This window comes from Allobosea sp. LC85 (genome assembly GCF_000735605.1).
Classification (GTDB): Bacteria; Pseudomonadota; Alphaproteobacteria; order Rhizobiales; family Beijerinckiaceae; genus Allobosea.
Map to the genome: position 1 here is coordinate 1 of NZ_JPKG01000052.1, position 17,002 is coordinate 17,002.

Consider the following 17,002-nt stretch of genomic DNA (forward strand, 5'->3'; position numbering starts at 1 on the left):
AGAACCTGGCGAGCGGCTCGACGCCGGCGGGGCCGGACTTCGCCGCCAACAGCATCAGCTTCACGGCGGGTTCGGATGCGATCGCCTCGATCGTGTTTGCGACCGACCTGGCCTTGCTCGGTGGCGGGCTGAGCTGGACCCGGCTCTCCGACACGCAGATCGTCGGCAAGGACGGAGCGGCGACGATCGTGACGCTCGACCTGTCGGTGGCCGGCAGCGTCGCGACGGTGACGGCGACGCTGAACGGCAACTACGACAGCCATCCCGGCTTGAACCTCGATGATCTGGCGGCACTCGGCTCGGTCGGCGTGGTCGCGACCGATAGCGACGGCACGACGGCGACCGGAACGGTCAATGTCGCGGTCTCCGACGACGTGCCGGATGCGGTTGACGATGCGGGTCAGACGGTTGCGGAGGATGCGGCCGGGACGATCGGCGGCAATCTGCTGACGAACGATGAGCAGGGCGCGGACGGCGCGACGCTGACGGCGGTCGATTTCGGTCTCGGCAACGGCCAGGAAGCGATCGCTTCGAGCGGAACCACCACGATCACGAACGCCAACGGGACCTATACTTTCCAGGCCGACGGAACATGGACATTCGACCCGGTCGTGAATCCGATCACGTCGGACACGACCGGCAGCTTCACCTACCAGATCACGGATGGCGACAACGACAGGTCGACTGCTGTCCAGATCGTGACCATCACCAACGTCAATAATGTCCCCAGCGGAGGATCCCTGGCGGCCACGGTGGATGACGAGGGACTGGCGCATGGGATCATCGGCGGCACCGGTGACGCCGCGACCAATTCGGCGTCCGCCTCCGGCACCCTGACTGGCTCGGGGGGCGACGGCGCACTTTCCTTCAGCTTCGCGAACCTTGCGGGCGCAACGGCTGCCGCGGGCCAGGAGACGGTGAGCTTCGGCTGGAACAGCGCGACCAACCTGCTGACGGCCACGATCACGTCGAGCCCGGATGCCTCGCGCATTGGCGGAACCTTGTTCACGATCGCCGTGACGCCGGCCACCGGCGCCTATACGTTGATGCTCGTCGACAATATCCTGCACGCGACAGGCAATGCCGAGAATGGCGATGTCACGCTGGCGCTGCAGTACCGGGTCAGCGATGCCGACGGTGATACGAGCGTGGCGGATACCGGACTCGGCACGTTGACCGTCACCTTCGACGACGATTCGCCAAGGGCCTTCAGCGCGCAGTCGATGACGATCGAAAATGGTGCGAATGCTATCGGCAGCGGCGCGCTCAACTTGTATGAGAACATCGGCGCGGACGGCGGCAGTGTCGTCTTCACAGGTACGGACGGCTCGGCACTTACGAGCGGCGGGACTGCCATTACCTCTGGCGGCAAGGCGGTTCATCTCTATGGTTTCGGCACCGATACGCTGACCGGAAAGATCGATTTCGACGGCAACATCGCCAATGGTGACGAGGCAACCGTCTTCACCGTCAAGCTGTCACCCAGCACGACGAGTGAGCCGAGCGATATCTATACGGTTCAGTTCGTCCGAGCGCTGGATGACGGATCTGGCAATACGATCACCCCGACGAATTTTACCAGCACGTCGTCTCAGAATTTCAAGGTCGTGGAAGGCGACAAGAATGATGACATTCTGATTTCGGCGGTTGCTTCGCCGCAGTCACGCGTGAACGGAAGCAACGGCGGCGGGATAACCGCACTTGGTGCAGGCGGCGGTGTCGACGTTGGGACGGGAGAACTCCTGCGGTTTGATTTCGCGACCGGCGTCACCGTCGGTAGCGGTGGCTCCAACAGCATTACTTCCCCCACGCTCGCGCACTACAACGTCAACGGGTTTACCGCCACCGTCGATAATAGTGGGGGGACGAGTGCAATATTGCTGGCGGCTTACGATGCCAACAACGACACGGATTTGACCAACGATTCCGCCTTGAAGGATACGATTACACAAATATATCGGAACGGAGTTCTTCTGGTCTTTGGAGTGGACGCCATTGCCTCCGCCGGTGGCTATATCATCAATACATCGGACGGGGGTCAGATATCGGTGTTTACAGCGGACGGCTACAATCGTGTGGAAGTCGCCTATTCCGGCGGCCAGGCATTTGCGCTTGCGAACGTGGGCTACCTGACCTCTACGGTTGGCGACCCGGTGTCCCTGAGCTTCAATGTTACGGCGACCGATGCCGACGGCGACACGTCTGCCGGTACGATTGCGGTGACCACGACGCCGTTTGCGGCGGCGATCACCGGCACGGCCGGCGACGACCTGTTGGTTACCGGAAACGCAGGCGAAACGCTCAACGGAGCGGCAGGCAATGACACCCTTATCGGGGGGCTCGGTGCTGACATCATCGACGGAGGGGCGAATACCACCATCGGCGATACCGTCAGCTATCAGAACTCGCTTGCGGGGGTCACCGTGGATCTCGGCCCGGTGGGAATCGCGCAAATCTCGACGGGCGACGCCAGTGGCGACAAGCTTACGGGTATCGAGAACCTGATCGGTTCGAATTTCGGGGACAGCCTCACTGGGGACGGCAACGCCAATACTCTCTACGGCCTCGACGGCAACGACACCCTCAATGGAGCCGCTGGCAACGATACGCTTGTCGGTGGAGCTGGACAGGACACGCTCACCGGAGGCGCTGGCAGCGACGTCTTCGTCATCGATCCGTCGCATCTGACGGTCGCTGCAGACGACCTGATTACCGATCTCAATACCGGGGGCGTGCTGGACACGATTGATCTCAGCGCTTTGCTGACCTCGCTCGGCGCTGGTGCGCCAACAACGGCCGTGGAGGCAAACCAGGTCGTGGATATCTCGCCCACCGGCACGCAACTGCTGGTCGATGACAACGGAACGGCAGCCGGTGGAAACTTCGTTCCGGTCGCGGAATTCTCGGCTCCCGTCGCTTCGGTGCAGATACTCTATGACCACAATCAACCGCCGACCACCGTGACCTAGTGTTTCGATGTGCTGGAGGCAGCGCTGTGCTTGGCGTTGCCGCCAAGAAATAGGTAGATTGAGATGGGTCGATTGAGGGCGGCGGAGGCCGCGCCGAGTTGAGGGGGTAACCAGGTTCGACCAATGCAGCCCGACGTCGATCCTCCGATGCTGGACGAGATCATTCTTGCGCTCCGCTCCCCCGCGGACGGGGATGCGGCTGCGACCGTGCTTGAACTGACTGCCGACGATCTGATCACGGATGCCGCGACCGAGATTGTCGACCTGGCTACGATTCTTGGCCAGGGCGACGTGCAAGGGGGCACAGATCTGACGGTGACGATGACAGAGCTAGGCGGTCATGGGGCTGCTGATGCTGGTTCCCTATGGCCTTCGAGTACAACCGGGCCGAGTGCAGCTCTTGCCGAAGCATCGGGTCTCCACATTGAACTGTCTCTTTATGGTGACGATCCCGCGCCAAGTTGATCTGGAAGTCGTCGAATCTCTGAAACTCGGTTGCGGTAGTAAATCGACCGAATATCATCTCTGGTTCTAAGCGATCGCCTGCGGTTGGGAGAAGAAAATGCGGTTCACGACTCTCGCAGTGGGCGCGATGGTAATGGTGAGTTCTTGCGGCGCAGCTCAGGCTGCGGATCTTTCCGGATACCCCGTGGAACGGCGCCCGGCAGCAGCTGCGTGCCAGGCCTGGGGCGACTCCGCCTTGGCGCGGGAGCCGAACATCTCGGTGGTTCAGCAGGAAATCGAGGCCCGTTACGCAGAGGCAAGGACCGTGTCAGTGCAGCTCTCCACGGAAGCCAGTCGCTCGGAGCGGATTACCTGGGCCTATGCATCTCGAACAGCCTGCGGCATTGCGCTGGGCATGCTGTCGATGCGCGAGGTCGATCCGGACCGGTTGTGGAACTGTGAGTGCTACCATGCACGCATGCGCGCCACGATGAGCCGCCGCGACTGAGTCAACTCCGCTCGAATACCGTTCGGAAGCAATGCTGACGATGTTCAAAAATTGTATCTAGAATAAATCTAATGACTGGACATATAAGGCAAGCTTATCAATTTTGAGAAGACGGTATATTTTCATCATATGAGTTAATATTTCTCTTATAGTTTGTTGTATTCTTTAAATTGAAGTGCAGTAGTTTTTGAATACCAAGAAACATCCTGGATTCTAACTAGGTTATTGATTGTGTTTTGTTCTTGGTAATTGCTGTCGTTATTGACGAAAATACGCCTTAAATTGTAAATCTGGAAGATATGAAGCTCTGGGGGACGGCGGTAATGAGTTTTTTGGGGCGTGCCGCGGCGATGCGTTGTTGGGTTTGGGGCGGTCTTGCTGCCGTCGCTTTCTCGACGACGAGCGGGGCCGGTGCTTTCACGCTGCGCGAGGCGATTGCGACGACGATAGACTCGAACCCGCAGATCGGGGCTGCTGTTGAAAATCGCGAGGCGATCGAGTTCGAGTTGCGCCAGGCCCGCGGGCTCTACATGCCGCGCGTGGATGCGGAGACCTCCGCAGGTGTGCGGCATCTGGACAGGCCGCGCAATTCGGTCGACCCGTTTACCGGCAGTCGGGATCAGGGCCAGTTCTCGCCCGTCGAGGTTGGCATCGTCGGGACCTGGAAGCTTTTCGATGGCTTCACGACTGATGCCGAAGTGGAACGTCAGGCATCGCGGGTCGATGGCGCTTCGTATCGCATCCTCGAGCGATCTGAGTTTCTGGCGCTCGAAGTGTCGCGCGAATATTTCGACATTCTGCTTCAGGAGCGGCTCGTCGGACTTGCTGATCAAAATGTCGGCTATCTCAGGGATACCGTCCAGCGCATTCGCGGGAACGTGAGCAGCGGCTCCCTGACCGACGCCGATCTGAAGCAGGGCGAGGAGCGCGTGATAGCGGCTCGGGCCCGGGTGATCGAAGCACGGCAGAATCTCGCCGAGGCGAAGGTCCGTCTGCAGCGCCTGGTCGGCAAGACCTTCGCGCGTGGCTCCATGCCTCCATCGATGGTAACCCGGCTGCCCAAGTCGGTCGAAGGCGGATTGGCGCTTGCTGTCCGGAACAATCCACGCATCCAGATCGCGACGGCCGACATCGACGCCGCGCATGCTCTGGTGAAGAAGGCGCGCGGCAAGATGATGCCGGAGGTCTTCGTCGAGGGTCGGGCCCGTGCCGGGCGGGATATCGACGGCGTCACCGGGCGCACGAACGATCTCCAGGCGCGTGCGGTCATGCGCATGAATCTCTACAATGGCGGAATCGACCAGGCGTCAATCCAGGAGCAGACCCGGCGCGTGGCCGAAGCGCAGTTCAATCGGGATCAGATTCTGCGCGAGGTTCGCGAATCCGTGAAGCTGTCCTTCCAGCGGCGTCAAAGCCAGTCGGAACTGTCCGGGGTCCTGGGGCAACAGGCCAGCGTGAGCGACCGACTGGTCGTGGCCTATGCCGATCAGTTTCAGGTAGGGCGTCGGTCCTTGCTCGACCTTCTGGATGCGCAGAACACGCGTTACAATGCGAAGGTTCTGCACGAGACCGCGCAAATGGCGGCACGATTTGCAGAATACCGCATTCTTGCATCGACCGGGCAGCTGGTTTCCGCATTCGGCCTTCGCCCGCCGAAGCAGGCAGAAGCCTATGCGCGCTCGGAAGCGGTCGTTCCGCCCACTGCGGACGCGGAAACATTGCCGCGGTACTCGCCCAACAGGGGGCGACTGACCGCTCCGGCTCCGGCGCTTTGAGCCCTGGCTGAAGGGCGCCTCGCCATGCACGGCACCCAAGTGCCAGACGAGGCCGACACGCAGGCTCGCTCGCCGGGATCTGCCCTGGAGCAGCGCCGGGACCCGCTGCTGGCCTGCCTGGTTCAGGTGGCGGCGCATTTCGAGCGGCCCACGTCCGGCACCATTCTGACGGCCGGGCTTCCGGCCGAGGAGGAGGGGCTGTCGGCGGAGAATCTCATCCGTGCGGCGGAGCGGATTGGGCTGCGCGCCGACTGGGTCCGGTTTGACTTGCGGGCGCCGGTCGAAACGGATTTTCCGGCGATCGCCTGGCTCAAGCAGGGGGTGCCCGTCCTTATTCTCTCGCTCGAGGAGAATCTGCAGGCGCGCATCTATTCGCCCGTGGCGGGCGCCTTCTCGACCGTATCGGTCGCCGTGCTCGAACCGGTCGACGGCGGTGATATCCTTCGCTTCTCACCTCAGCTCTCAGGCGTCGAGCCGGACGGTCAAGCGCCGCTCGATACGGCCAGCAACTGGCTGCTCAGCGCCCTGCGGCCCCACTGGCGAAGCTATGTCGAAGTCTTGTTCGCCTCGGCCTTCGTCAACCTGCTGGCGCTTGTCGGTCCGCTCTTCACGATGAACGTCTACGATCGGGTCCTGCCGAACAAGGCGATTTCGACCTTGTGGGTCCTTGCTATCGGTGCCGCGATCGCCCTGTTGTTCGATGTGCTGCTGCGTTCGGCGCGCGCGTTCCTGGTCGATCATATGGCGCGCCAACTCGACATCCGGCTTTCGAGCCTTTTGATTGAAAGGATTATGAATACAACCTTGCAGGCGAATACGCCGACGACCGGAATCACGGTTCAGCGTATTTCAGAATATGAATTCCTTCGGGAATTTATTGGGTCTAATACGGTCATCTACTTCGTGGATTTCGTTTTCGCCTTTGTTTTCCTTGCCGTGATCCTGGCCATTAGCCCCTACCTGGTGCTCTTCCCGATTGCGGCGATCGGAGGTCTCCTCCTGCTCGGCTTCATCGTGCAGCGTCTGATTGCTGCGGAAATCGGACGCGCCGACAAGTCGAGCGCGCATCGGCAATCTCTGATGGTCGAGATCGTCGCGGGGCTGGAGACGATCAAGGCTGTACGCGCCGAGGGAATATTCCTGCGCCGCTGGCGCGACATCACGACTGTGGCGACGAACACCACGCATCGCATCAAGAACTACTCGGCCTTTGCGGCCAATCTGTCCTATCTGCTCCAGAACATGGTGACGATCGTTACCATCGTGGTCGGAGCCTATCTCTTCGACCTGGGCCTGATCACGACCGGCGGCATCATCGCTTCCGCCATGCTCGGCAGCCGCGCAGTCGCTCCGCTCGGGCAGATCGCGCTGATGCTCTCCCGTGTGCGGCAGGCGGTCAGCGCCTATCATAGCCTCACAGCGATCATGAAACTGCCGGACGAGCGAAGCGACAGGAGGATGCTCGTCGCGCGCCCGGTGGAGCGCGGTGATATCGAGTTTCGCGGCGCCAGTTTCACCTATTCCGGGCAGGCGCGGCCTGTGCTGAACAGTTTCAGCATCAAGGTCAGCCCGGGCGAGCGTGTCGCCATTCTCGGCCGCATCGGCGCTGGCAAGACGACGATTGGCAGGCTTCTCGGGCGTCTCTATGAACTCGATGCTGGCGAGTTGCTGATCGATGGCGTCGATATCCGCCAGTTTCATCCGCAGGAGATACGGGCGGCGATCAACGTCGTGACGCATGATACGCATGTCTTCAACGGCAGCTTGCGGCAGAATTTGCGGCTCTCGAAGCCCGACGCGACCGATGCGGAACTGCTGACGGTTGCCAAGCTGTCGGGACTGGCGGATTTCGTCCAGTCACATCCTTCCGGGTTCGAACGGCAGGTTGGGGAGCGCGGGCAGCAGCTCTCGAGTGGACAGCGGCAAATCCTCGGCCTTGCACGCGCCTTGCTGGCGTCTGGACGCATCATCTTTCTCGATGATCCCACGAGTTCGATGGATACGGCGACCGAGCGCGACTTCGTGACCCGCCTCAGGGAGGGGCTAAGCCCGGATCAAACCCTTATCGTCACGACGCATCGCAATGCGGTTCTGTCGCTGGTTTCCCGGGTGGTCGTCATTGATGGCGGTCGGGTTGTCGCCGACGGTCCGGTCGAGAAGGTCATGCGCATTCTCACTGAAAAGTCTGCGGGAGTCTGATGAGCACTGAAAACAGTCGCCCAGGGCGGACATCGCAGCGCTGGTGATGAAGCAACCGGGCGCCGAATGATGGTGGGCACGCTGCGCACTCCGCTGCTGATATCGGCTGTTGTCTTGCCGGCAATGGTTGGCGGCGCGCCACTCCTGGGTCAGGAGCCATCGCCCGGCCGGCCGTGCGGATTTCTCAATTTCACCAAGAAGGAACTGTCCAGCGCCCTGACGGAATGCAGGGCGTTCATGCCCTTCTTCCAAACGGAAGTGGCTCCCTCACAGCCAATGCAGCGCCTGTTCGCGCTCGACTTGCGCGGCGAGGAGTTGCCCATGCAGTTCGGTCAGGGCCGTTTTGTGCAGCGTTTCCCACTCTATCTGAACGGTCTCTATCCGCCGCAATCAGGTCATGGTGGCGGCTCCAACGCGTCAGCGGTGAAGCAGGCGGCTTTGGGCGGCACGGTTCGAGGGGGCATGGTCGAAGACGGTACCGACGATATCGGGCAGCCAACCGTGCGGGTCGGTACTGTTACCTGGAATGCAGTACCGCCGCTGCTGAGTGCAACCAGCAGGATCACCGGCGTCCATGGCAACCTCGCCATCGAGGGATACAAGGTTGCAATGAGCCTGGCGATGTCTCCTGTCGGGACCGATGGCTTGATGATCGAAATCAAGATCAGGGGCGAAGGCGAGTTCGAGCTCGGCGTTCCCCGAATCCGCCAAACTGGAGACCGCTCCGGAGAGCCGATGGATATGGTCGGCCGCCGCCGGAGCGAGCATGAGTTCACCTTCATCCCGGCGGCTGACCCGCAGTCGCTCCGCAACATCACGGGCGCACTCCTGAAGGGACAGTGGATCGATGTTCCTGTCCGGCCGAAAGGCGAAGCTGCCTACACGCTGACCATGGAACTGGCGCGGCCTGGGAAGGCCCTGATGAAGCGCGCTTTCGAGGATTGGGCGTTTTCGGACAATCCTCGCTAAGCATCGGCCCGAAAAGTGGATTGCGGTTTTCGGGACAAAGCCGATGCAAACACAAAAAGGTTCGGTCATTGGATCGGATACGATATCCGGTCCGATGATCTAACGAGGTGATCGGGACACGAGTGCACGGGCTGGGCGTCCGCGCGCGGCGCGCGAGAAAGCGGCCTTGCGGCTTCGACGAGCGGCTTCACCAGCATGCGCAATTCGTCTGATGTGGGCGGTTCCGGCCAAACGGATGAATAATCACTGTTGGAACGGGCTGGCGCAGGCGGCCGCAGCGATGGCGCAGGGCTGCCGGGCCGCGGCGGTGAAAGCGCGACGGCCGGGTTGAGTGCGAAGCGGGCTTCAGATGATGCCGTGCTTCCTGAGAAGCGCCTGCTCGTCGCCCGACACCCAGCCAAAGACCTTCGGCTCGGCACCGAGCTTCTGGACGAAGTAGTGAACCTCGAAATCCAGAGCAATGTCGGGTTGATCCTTGCGGGCATAGGTTGCCGTCCAGGCAACATGAGCCACGCAATGCTGGTCATCCATGGGGGAGAGGCGGATGGTCCGTATCCGCATGTCCTTCGTCCCTATCGCCCGATAATGCGCATAGCCTTGCGCCATGACCTGCCTGAGTTGATCGTCGTTCTTGCCGGTCATCACGCCGGCAGGGGAGGCGGCGATGAACTCGGACGCATACAGCGCCGCGATCTCATCGCCGTCGATGTCGCCGCCGAGGGACTTTCTGAAAAAGCTCTCGTACCGCTCGAAGAATGTCCGAACGTCGGTCTCCATAACGTCCTCTCCAAGTGTGCCTGTCTTGTAGAAGTGAGCCTATCTCGCAGGGGGGCGGGAACCGACATGACGGGGACGAACGCGAGTGTGCGGCATTCGGTTCCTCTGCGTCGCGCGAGACCAGTCACGCCCGCAGCCCCGGTGGCACCGCGCCATCGCGCAACGCGGTTTCGTCATCCGCAGTCGGAAGCGCACGGAACAGGGCCGCGATCATGTGCACGAAGAAGGCGCACATGCGCGGATCGCCCGATTGCGCACGGCCCTCGGACAGCCGTTCGACCCGGCGGTCGGCGACATGCATCAGGAGCGCTCCGAGCGCATATTCATAGCCCCAGACCATCGTCTCGCGTGAGCGGCCGGGGAGGGCCTGCATCATCGCATCGATCAGGCTATGGGCGAGACGGTCGTAGACGCGTTCGATGATCGCGCTCGCCTCCGGCCCCGGGTCCCAGGCCGTGCGGGCGACAAGCAGCGAGAATGCCTCTGCGCCCGCTTCGCGCAGGCGAATGACCGGCTCCGCCCAGGCCCGGACCAGATCCTCGACCGCCTGGGGATTGGCGCCGGAGATATCGACCGCGGCAATCCGGTCGATGCGCTCGGTGACGTAGCCGCTGCGATGCGCGAAGACCGCGGAGAACAGGTCCTCCTTGCGCCCGAAATGATAGCCGACGAGGGCGAGCGGCACCTTGGCCGCGCCCGCGATGTCGCGGACCGAAACGCCGGCATAGCCGCGCTCGGCGAACAAGGCCTCGGCCGCACCGAGGATGGCGAGCCGCCTGTCCTGCGCCGCCTCGGCCTTCCGCGAACGCTTGCCCTCGACCGGTCCGGTCATGCGGTTTGCTCCATCAGCACCCCTCGTCGTTGATCTTGTACGATCGTCCAAGATATCCTATCCCATTCCCGACGCCGGCAAGCCCGGCTTGTGGCTGGCGGCGATGACCCTGATCGATCTGTCCATTCCCCTGGAAAACGACGTACCCGCCGATCCGCCTTTCCAGAAGGTGAGGATCGACTACCGCCATCATGGTGAGACGGCGACGGAAATCGCCGCTGCCTTCCCGGGCCTGCGTCCCGAGCAGCTTCCCGATGGCCAGGGCTGGGCGGTCGAGCAGGTCCATATCTCGACCCATAACGGCACCCATGTCGATGCTCCCTGGCATTATCATCCGACGATGGATGGCGGCGTCCGGGCCGCGACGATCGACGAATTGCCGCTCGACTGGTTCATCAGGCCGGGCGTGAAGCTCGATTTCCGCCATATGCCGGACGGGCATGTCGTGACGCCCGACGAGATCGACGCCGAACTCCAGCGCATCGGCCATCGCTTGGCGCCTTTCGAGATCGTCGTCGCAAACACCCGCGCCGGCCAGCGCTATGGCGAGGCCGACTACATCCATTCCGGTTGCGGTTTTGGGCGGGCAGCGACGCTGCATCTCGTCCGGCAAGGCATCCGCGTCGTCGGCACCGATGGCTGGAGCTGGGATGCCCCGTTCAGCCATACGGCGCGCCGCTTCGCCGAGACCGGGGACGCCTCGCTGATCTGGGAAGGGCACAAGGCCGGCCGCGAGGCCGGCTACTGCCAGATCGAGAAGCTGCACAATCTGGAAGCGCTGCCGCCGACGGGATTCACCATCTCCTGCCTGCCGGTGAAGGTGAAGGGCGGCTCGGCCGGCTGGACCCGGGCTGTCGCCATTCTGAACGCATGACATCGCAGGCATAGGTCGAAAAGCAGCGGCCGATCCCGGGGAGGGGCATATGGGCAAGGTCATCATCACCTGTGCGGTCACGGGCGGCATCCATACGCCGACCATGTCCGAACACCTGCCGATCACGCCGGGCGAGATCGCCCAGCAGGCGATCGAGGCGGCGGAAGCCGGCGCGGCCATCCTGCATCTGCACGCACGCGATCCCAGGGATGGGCGGCCGACGCCCAATCCGGCCGTGTTCATGGAGTTCCTGCCGCGGATCAAGCAGGCGACCGATGCGGTGATCAACATCACCACGGGCGGCGGTCTCAACATGACCGTCGGGGAGCGCCTTGCCGCTCCACTGCAGGCCGCGCCCGAGATGTGCTCGCTCAACATGGGCTCGATGAATTTTGCGCTGCATCCGCTCGCCAAGCGCTACAGCAACTGGAAGCATGGCTGGGAAGAGCCCTATCTCTCCGGCACGAAGGATTTCATCTTCCGCAACACCTTCGCCGATATCGAGCGGATCTATAAGCTGCTCGGCGAGGGGCACGGCACCAAGTTCGAGCATGAATGCTACGATGTGGGCCATCTCTACAACCTCGCCCATTGCCTCGATCAGGGCTGGTTCAAGCCTCCTGTCTTCCTGCAGCTGATCTTCGGGATTCTCGGCGGCATCGGCGCCGACATGGACAATCTGATGTTCATGAAGCGCACGGCCGACAAGCTGTTCGGCAAGGACTATCAGTGGTCCGTCCTGGCCGCGGGCCGGCACCAGATGCCGTTCTGCACGCAAGCCGCGATGATGGGGGGTAATGTCCGCGTCGGCCTCGAGGACAGCCTGTTCATCGGCCGCGGGCAGCTCGCCCGCAGCAATGCCGAGCAGGTCGCGAAGATCCGGCGCATCGTCGAGGAACTCGGGATGGAGATAGCGACGCCGGCGGAAGCACGCGCCGCGCTCGGGCTGAAGGGCGGCGACCAGGTGAATTTCTGAGGCGCGTGATGGCGGGGACATCCAATCCGATCGACGGTTTCGCGGTCGATCCCGCGGCGATCCACTATGTCGGCGAAGGCCTGCAGCGCCCGGAATGCATCCTGGCCGAGCCGGACGGCACGCTCTGGTCGGCCGATGCGCGCGGCGGGGTCGTGCGCATCGCCCCGGACGGGCGCCAGCACCTGATCGTGCAGCAGGCGAGCCGGGGTTTTGCCGAGGCTGGAAACGACGCGGAGCGCTTCGTCGCCGGGACCTTGCCGAACGGGCTGGCCTTCGCCCGCAATGGCGACATCCTGATCTCGAATTTCGGGACCGACCGGCTCGAGGTGATGACCCGGGACGGAGAGACGCGCGTCCTCATCGACAACATCGGCGGCGAGCCGATCGGCAAGGTCAATTTCGTGCTGCGCGACAGCCGGGACCGGATCTGGCTGACGATCTCGACCCGCACGAAGAACTGGATGAAGGCGATGAGCCCCGCCATCCGGGACGGTTACGTCGCGCTCTATGACGGCGGGCGCCTGCGCGTCGTCGCCGACGGCTTCCATTTCACCAACGAGATCAGGCTCGATGCAGCCGAGGAGTGGCTCTATGTCGTCGAGACCTGCGGCCGCCGCGTGACGCGGCTGCGCGTCGGCGGGGATGGCAGCCTCTCGCGGCGCGAGACCTTCGGCCCAAGCGACCATGGCGCCTTCATCGACGGCATCGCCTTCGACGCCCATGGCAATCTCTGGGGCACCCATGTCATGACCGACCGCATCTTCGCGATCACGCCCGACGGCGATCTGCGCATCCTGCTCGACGATGATCGCGGCAGCGAGCCGGGCAGGGCGCTGATGGCGGCCTTCGCCCGCGATGAGGCGACGCCCGAGCTGATGCTCGCCTGCGGCGGCAGCATCGCCCCCTGGTTCGCCAGCATCACCTTCGGCGGTCCCGATTTGGGCACGGCCTATATCGGCAGCCTCCGGGGCACGCGCATCCCGGCATTCCGGTCGCCTGTCGCCGGATTGCCGCTGGCTCATTGGTACGGAATCGATCGACCCGCCTGACGGTCGACGGAGTGGGAGGATTGGAATGCGGATCAAGTTCGTAGCAGCGACCGTGGCGCTGGCGCTCGGGTGGCCCGGCCTCGCGGCCCGGGCGGAGGTCTCCGACGGGGTCGTCAAGATCGGCGTCCTGACCGACATGTCCGGCGTCTATTCCGACATCACCGGCAAGGGCTCGGTGCTGGCGACCCGGATGGCGATCGATGATTGCCTTGCGGCCGAATGCGCCGGCATGACGATCGAGACGGTCTCGGCCGATCATCAGAACAAGGCCGATATCGCCTCGGTGATCGCGCGCGAATGGATCGACCAGCAGAAGGTCGATGTCCTCGCCGACATGTCCAACGCCTCGCTCCAGCTCGCCTTGCCGCCGCTGCTGAAGGAGAAGAACCGGGTCGGCCTGTTTCCGGGCGGCACGGCGCGGCTGACGGGCGACGCCTGCCAGCCCGATCATATCGTGCAATGGATGTGGGACACCTATGTCCAGGTCTCCGGGGTCGCGAATGCGCTGACCAAGCCGGGCTCGAAATGGTATCTCGTGACGGCGAATTATGCGCTGGGACACCAGCTCGAAGCCGATACCAAGACCCTGGTGACGGCCAAGGGCGGGAGCTATCTCGGCTCGGTCCGGCATGCCTTTCCCGCGACCGAGCTCTCGTCGCAGCTGCTGACGGCGCAAGGGTCGGGTGCCGATATCATCGCGCTGGCGAATGCCGGCGGCGACACGATCGCCGGCATCAAGACGGCCCGGGATTTCGGCGTCGGGCAGGGCGCCCAGAAGCTGGTCGCCTTCTTCATGACCGTGATGGATGTGAAGAGCGTCGGCCTCCAGGGCGCGCAGGGCACGGTGCTGACCGAGGGCTTCTACTGGAACCTGGACGAGCGGACCCGCGCCTTCTCCGAGCGCTTCAAGGCGAAGAACGGCACCGTTCCCTCGGCCATCCATGCCGGCATCTATTCGGCGGTCCGGCACTATCTCAAGGCGGTCGCGGCCGCGAAATCCGACGACGCCAAGACGGTCATCGCCAGGATGCGCGAGATCCCGATCCAGGACGATGTCGTGCGGAACGCGAAGCTGCGCGAGGATGGACGCATGGTCCATGACTTCTACGTCTTCCAGGTGAAGAAGCCGGAGGAGTCGAAGGGCGACTGGGACTTCTACAACCTCGTCGCGACCATCCCCGGAGACCAGGCCTTCCGCTCACTCGCGGATGGCGCCTGCCCGGCCATCAAGAAATAGGGGGGCGTCGACGCAAGAGCATGCTGCGAAAGACTGGCAACGGTTTTTCGCATGCTCAAAACGATGAGAATCGATCACGTTTTCTGCGTTTGGACGATTTCGTCCAAACGCAGCGTGATCCAGGTCTGGGGCCGAGGAGGTCATCTCCCTGGCCCCAGACTTTCAGGAAAGCGCGCCGCCTCGCCCATTTTGGCGCAAGCCCTTGCATGCGGCGCGTGCAGTTCGCTGACAACAGCGCCAATCGCGGCTGGCCCGTGGCCGGTCCAGCTCGACGCCCCCGGCCGTCCGCTTCCGGGCCGCCGCCCGATATTTGCTGCTGGCGCGAGGCGACATCGGCCGGTGGGCTCGCCGCATTGGCTGAGATCACCGCTGCTCGCCTGGTCGATGCCTTGATCGCAGCGTGGCCAACCCGGCCGGACGCGGTTCCTTCCCGCCTTTCGTGCCAGCGCGCCCGCTCCCTCCGGGCTGGAGGGGAAGACCTGTCCTTCATAGGCCCCACTGCGCAAGCCACGTCCCGCGGCACAAGAGGCGCAAGAAACGCAAGCGCAGACCGGTGGCAGGCTCTTCATCGCGTCATTCCGATGGTTTCCTTGCTCCCTGCGTCGTCGCCACGCGCCTCTCTCGCGGCCACCGTTCCTGAGGGGTCTCATGGCTAGGCGTTGACGCCTGCGCCTGGTCATCGTATTGGTCTGACCAGAACAAAAAACAAGTGATCTTGGGATGGACGCTCACGCTGCAGAGGACCCGAAAGGGTTCGAGAAGGTTTTTGCGTTCTTGCGCGAACAGCTTCTCGACGGCACCCTCAAGCCCGGCGACAGACTGATCGCCGAGCGCGAACTCGCCGTGCAACTCGGCGTCAGCCGGCCGATCGTGCGTGAAGCGCTGCGAGCCCTGCACATGCTGGGCATCGTCGAGATCCGGGATCGCATCGGCACGATCGTCAAGCGCCCCGACATCTCGATGCTGAAGGACTTCTTCGCGCTGGCGCTGGCTCAGCAGGCCGACCTCATCGATGATGTCATGGAGGCCCGCATCGCCATCGAATGCCAGGCGATCCGGCTCGCATGCGAGCGCGCGATGATTGCCGATTTCGAGCGCCTGCAGCGCGCGCTCGTCCGCATCGGCGCGACGATCGACGAGGCCGAGGCCGGCAGCCTGGCCGATTACGATTTCCATCGGGCGATCGTGCTGGCCTCGCGCTCGCAGACACTCGCTGTCCTGCACGACTCGATGTCGACCTTGCTCGCCCGCTCGCATCGCAGCCGGCGCGAACTGGTGCAGATGTTCGGCTCGATGAAGACCTATCTGATCGAGGACCATAGGAGGGTCTTCGACGCCATCGTCGCGCGTGACCCCGATCGCGCCGAAGTCACCTTGCGACGGCATTTTGCCATCGGCGACGAATACCGGCGCCGCGCGGCGCTGGGCGACGGGGACCGAGGCGAACCGACCACCGGCTAGAGCTTTTCACAAAAAGAGAACCGCTATGGGACGAAACGACAAGGGGCGCGTCGGTTTCATCGGCCTCGGCACGATGGGGCGGGAGATGGCGCGCAATCTCCTCGAGGCCGGACACAGCGTGACGGCCTTCGACATCGTCGGCAGCGCCGTCGAAGAGCTTGTCTCGGCAGGCGCGATCGCGGCGACAAGCCCGGCGCAGGCCGCCGCAGACGCGGATATCGCCATCACGATGCTGCCTGACACGCCGCAGGTCGAGGAGGTCGTCTACGGCCCCCAGGGCCTGCTCGCGTCACCACCTGCCGGCCGCCTCGTCGTCGACATGAGCACGATCTCGCCGGTTGCCGTGCGCCGCATCCATGCCGACCTCAAGGCGACGGGCACCGATTTCATCGACGCGCCGGTATCCGGCGGACCGATCGGCGCCAAGAACGCAGCCCTGTCGATCATGGCCGGCGGCGAGGCCGAAGCTTTTGCCCGTGCCGAGCCCTATTTCAGGGCGATGGGGACGACGATCACCCATGTCGGTGCGCCGGGCGCCGGCCAGGCGGTCAAGCTCTGCAATCAGCTGATCTGCGGCATCAATATCCAGGCGATCTGCGAGGCGATTGCGCTGGGCCGTGCATCGGGCGTCGATCTCGAACAGCTCCGGAATGTCCTGCTCGGCGGCTCGGCCGCGTCCTGGATGCTGGAAAAGCTCGGTCCGGCCATGATCGCAGGCGACGTCGGCGCAGGCTTCCGCATCGACCTGATGCTCAAGGACCTCAGGCTCGTCCAGGAGCAGGCCCAGGCGCTTTCGGTCCCCTTGCCCGGAACCGCCCTGGTCACCAGCCAGTATATCGAGGCTCGTGCCCATGGCGAAGGCGCCAATGGCAATCAGGCGCTCTTCCGCGTCTACGACCGCATGACGAACCGAAGCTGAGGCGGGCGGCTGC

14 protein-coding genes are annotated in these 17,002 nt (G+C 63.3%); 12 read left to right on the forward strand and 2 right to left on the reverse strand.

What is annotated here, in order from left to right; translation table 11 throughout:
* From FG93_RS33000 to FG93_RS22545, 6 genes are all read left to right on the forward strand, one after another.
* Nucleotides 1-2,969: S-layer family protein (locus FG93_RS33000; RefSeq protein WP_043238774.1), on the forward strand; the 2,969-nt coding region annotated here is incomplete at its 5' end.
* A 147-nt stretch (nt 2,970-3,116) separates the two neighbouring features.
* Nucleotides 3,117-3,434, forward strand: a complete 318-nt coding sequence (locus FG93_RS22525) for a hypothetical protein (RefSeq protein WP_152579572.1) — start codon at nt 3,117-3,119, stop codon at nt 3,432-3,434.
* Nucleotides 3,435-3,531: 97 nt separating this feature from the next.
* On the forward strand, nt 3,532-3,921 hold the full coding sequence (locus tag FG93_RS22530; RefSeq protein ID WP_043238778.1) for a hypothetical protein: 390 nt from the start codon (nt 3,532-3,534) through the stop codon (nt 3,919-3,921).
* Nucleotides 3,922-4,271: 350 nt separating this feature from the next.
* Complete coding sequence (locus FG93_RS22535) at nt 4,272-5,696, forward strand: TolC family protein (protein WP_043238781.1); 1,425 nt, start codon at nt 4,272-4,274, stop codon at nt 5,694-5,696.
* A 24-nt stretch (nt 5,697-5,720) separates the two neighbouring features.
* Nucleotides 5,721-7,895 carry a type I secretion system permease/ATPase gene (locus FG93_RS22540; protein WP_052514064.1) on the forward strand — a complete coding sequence of 725 codons (2,175 nt, stop codon included), beginning with the start codon at nt 5,721-5,723 and terminating at the stop codon, nt 7,893-7,895.
* Between the two features lie 69 nt (nt 7,896-7,964).
* Complete coding sequence (locus FG93_RS22545; RefSeq protein WP_152579573.1) at nt 7,965-8,864, forward strand: hypothetical protein; 900 nt, start codon at nt 7,965-7,967, stop codon at nt 8,862-8,864.
* Nucleotides 8,865-9,209: 345 nt separating this feature from the next.
* Here FG93_RS22545 and FG93_RS22550 read toward each other — a convergent pair whose 3' ends face one another.
* Together FG93_RS22550 and FG93_RS22555 are read right to left on the reverse strand one after the other, a co-directional pair.
* A complete protein-coding gene (locus FG93_RS22550; protein ID WP_043238786.1) occupies nt 9,210-9,641 on the reverse strand; it encodes a hypothetical protein in 432 nt (143 codons plus the stop codon).
* 124 nt (nt 9,642-9,765) lie between these two features.
* Entirely contained in the window at nt 9,766-10,473 is a 708-nt protein-coding gene (locus FG93_RS22555; RefSeq protein WP_052514065.1) for a TetR/AcrR family transcriptional regulator, read from the reverse strand.
* Between the two features lie 103 nt (nt 10,474-10,576).
* On the opposite strand from FG93_RS22555, the gene FG93_RS22560 reads away from it, so the two are divergent.
* The 6 genes from FG93_RS22560 to FG93_RS22585 all read left to right on the forward strand — a co-directional run bounded on the left by FG93_RS22560 (nt 10,577) and on the right by FG93_RS22585 (nt 16,989).
* Complete coding sequence (locus FG93_RS22560) at nt 10,577-11,347, forward strand: cyclase family protein (RefSeq protein WP_043238956.1); 771 nt, start codon at nt 10,577-10,579, stop codon at nt 11,345-11,347.
* A 49-nt stretch (nt 11,348-11,396) separates the two neighbouring features.
* On the forward strand, nt 11,397-12,323 hold the full coding sequence (locus FG93_RS22565) for a 3-keto-5-aminohexanoate cleavage protein (protein ID WP_043238788.1): 927 nt from the start codon (nt 11,397-11,399) through the stop codon (nt 12,321-12,323).
* A gap of 8 nt (nt 12,324-12,331) precedes the next feature.
* Nucleotides 12,332-13,372: an SMP-30/gluconolactonase/LRE family protein gene (locus FG93_RS22570; RefSeq protein ID WP_043238790.1), complete on the forward strand. Its 1,041-nt coding sequence runs from the start codon at nt 12,332-12,334 to the stop codon at nt 13,370-13,372.
* 25 nt (nt 13,373-13,397) lie between these two features.
* Entirely contained in the window at nt 13,398-14,609 is a 1,212-nt protein-coding gene (locus FG93_RS22575) for an ABC transporter substrate-binding protein (RefSeq protein ID WP_043238793.1), read from the forward strand.
* 720 nt (nt 14,610-15,329) lie between these two features.
* Nucleotides 15,330-16,070, forward strand: a complete 741-nt coding sequence (locus tag FG93_RS22580) for a FadR/GntR family transcriptional regulator (protein WP_043238795.1) — start codon at nt 15,330-15,332, stop codon at nt 16,068-16,070.
* The gene (locus FG93_RS22585; protein WP_348270494.1) at nt 15,958-16,989 is read left to right on the forward strand and encodes an NAD(P)-dependent oxidoreductase; all 1,032 of its coding nucleotides are present in this window, start codon (nt 15,958-15,960) and stop codon (nt 16,987-16,989) included. Before FG93_RS22580 ends, FG93_RS22585 begins: the two co-directional genes overlap by 113 nt.
* The last annotated feature ends 13 nt before the right edge of the window (nt 16,990-17,002 follow it).

What these genes read in the sequence shown, in the direction of transcription:
- FG93_RS22555 (WP_052514065.1), bottom strand. Translation starts at nt 10,473, where the DNA reads ATGACCGGACCGGTCGAGGGCAAGCGTTCGCGGAAGGCCGAGGCGGCG.
- FG93_RS22560 (WP_043238956.1), top strand. Translation starts at nt 10,577, where the DNA reads ATGACCCTGATCGATCTGTCCATTCCCCTGGAAAACGACGTACCCGCC.
- FG93_RS22550 (WP_043238786.1), bottom strand. Translation starts at nt 9,641, where the DNA reads ATGGAGACCGACGTTCGGACATTCTTCGAGCGGTACGAGAGCTTTTTC.
- FG93_RS22575 (WP_043238793.1), top strand. Translation starts at nt 13,398, where the DNA reads ATGCGGATCAAGTTCGTAGCAGCGACCGTGGCGCTGGCGCTCGGGTGG.
- FG93_RS22570 (WP_043238790.1), top strand. Translation starts at nt 12,332, where the DNA reads ATGGCGGGGACATCCAATCCGATCGACGGTTTCGCGGTCGATCCCGCG.
- FG93_RS22525 (WP_152579572.1), top strand. Translation starts at nt 3,117, where the DNA reads ATGCTGGACGAGATCATTCTTGCGCTCCGCTCCCCCGCGGACGGGGAT.
- FG93_RS22565 (WP_043238788.1), top strand. Translation starts at nt 11,397, where the DNA reads ATGGGCAAGGTCATCATCACCTGTGCGGTCACGGGCGGCATCCATACG.
- FG93_RS22530 (WP_043238778.1), top strand. Translation starts at nt 3,532, where the DNA reads ATGCGGTTCACGACTCTCGCAGTGGGCGCGATGGTAATGGTGAGTTCT.
- FG93_RS22535 (WP_043238781.1), top strand. Translation starts at nt 4,272, where the DNA reads ATGCGTTGTTGGGTTTGGGGCGGTCTTGCTGCCGTCGCTTTCTCGACG.
- FG93_RS22545 (WP_152579573.1), top strand. Translation starts at nt 7,965, where the DNA reads ATGGTGGGCACGCTGCGCACTCCGCTGCTGATATCGGCTGTTGTCTTG.
- FG93_RS22580 (WP_043238795.1), top strand. Translation starts at nt 15,330, where the DNA reads ATGGACGCTCACGCTGCAGAGGACCCGAAAGGGTTCGAGAAGGTTTTT.
- FG93_RS22540 (WP_052514064.1), top strand. Translation starts at nt 5,721, where the DNA reads ATGCACGGCACCCAAGTGCCAGACGAGGCCGACACGCAGGCTCGCTCG.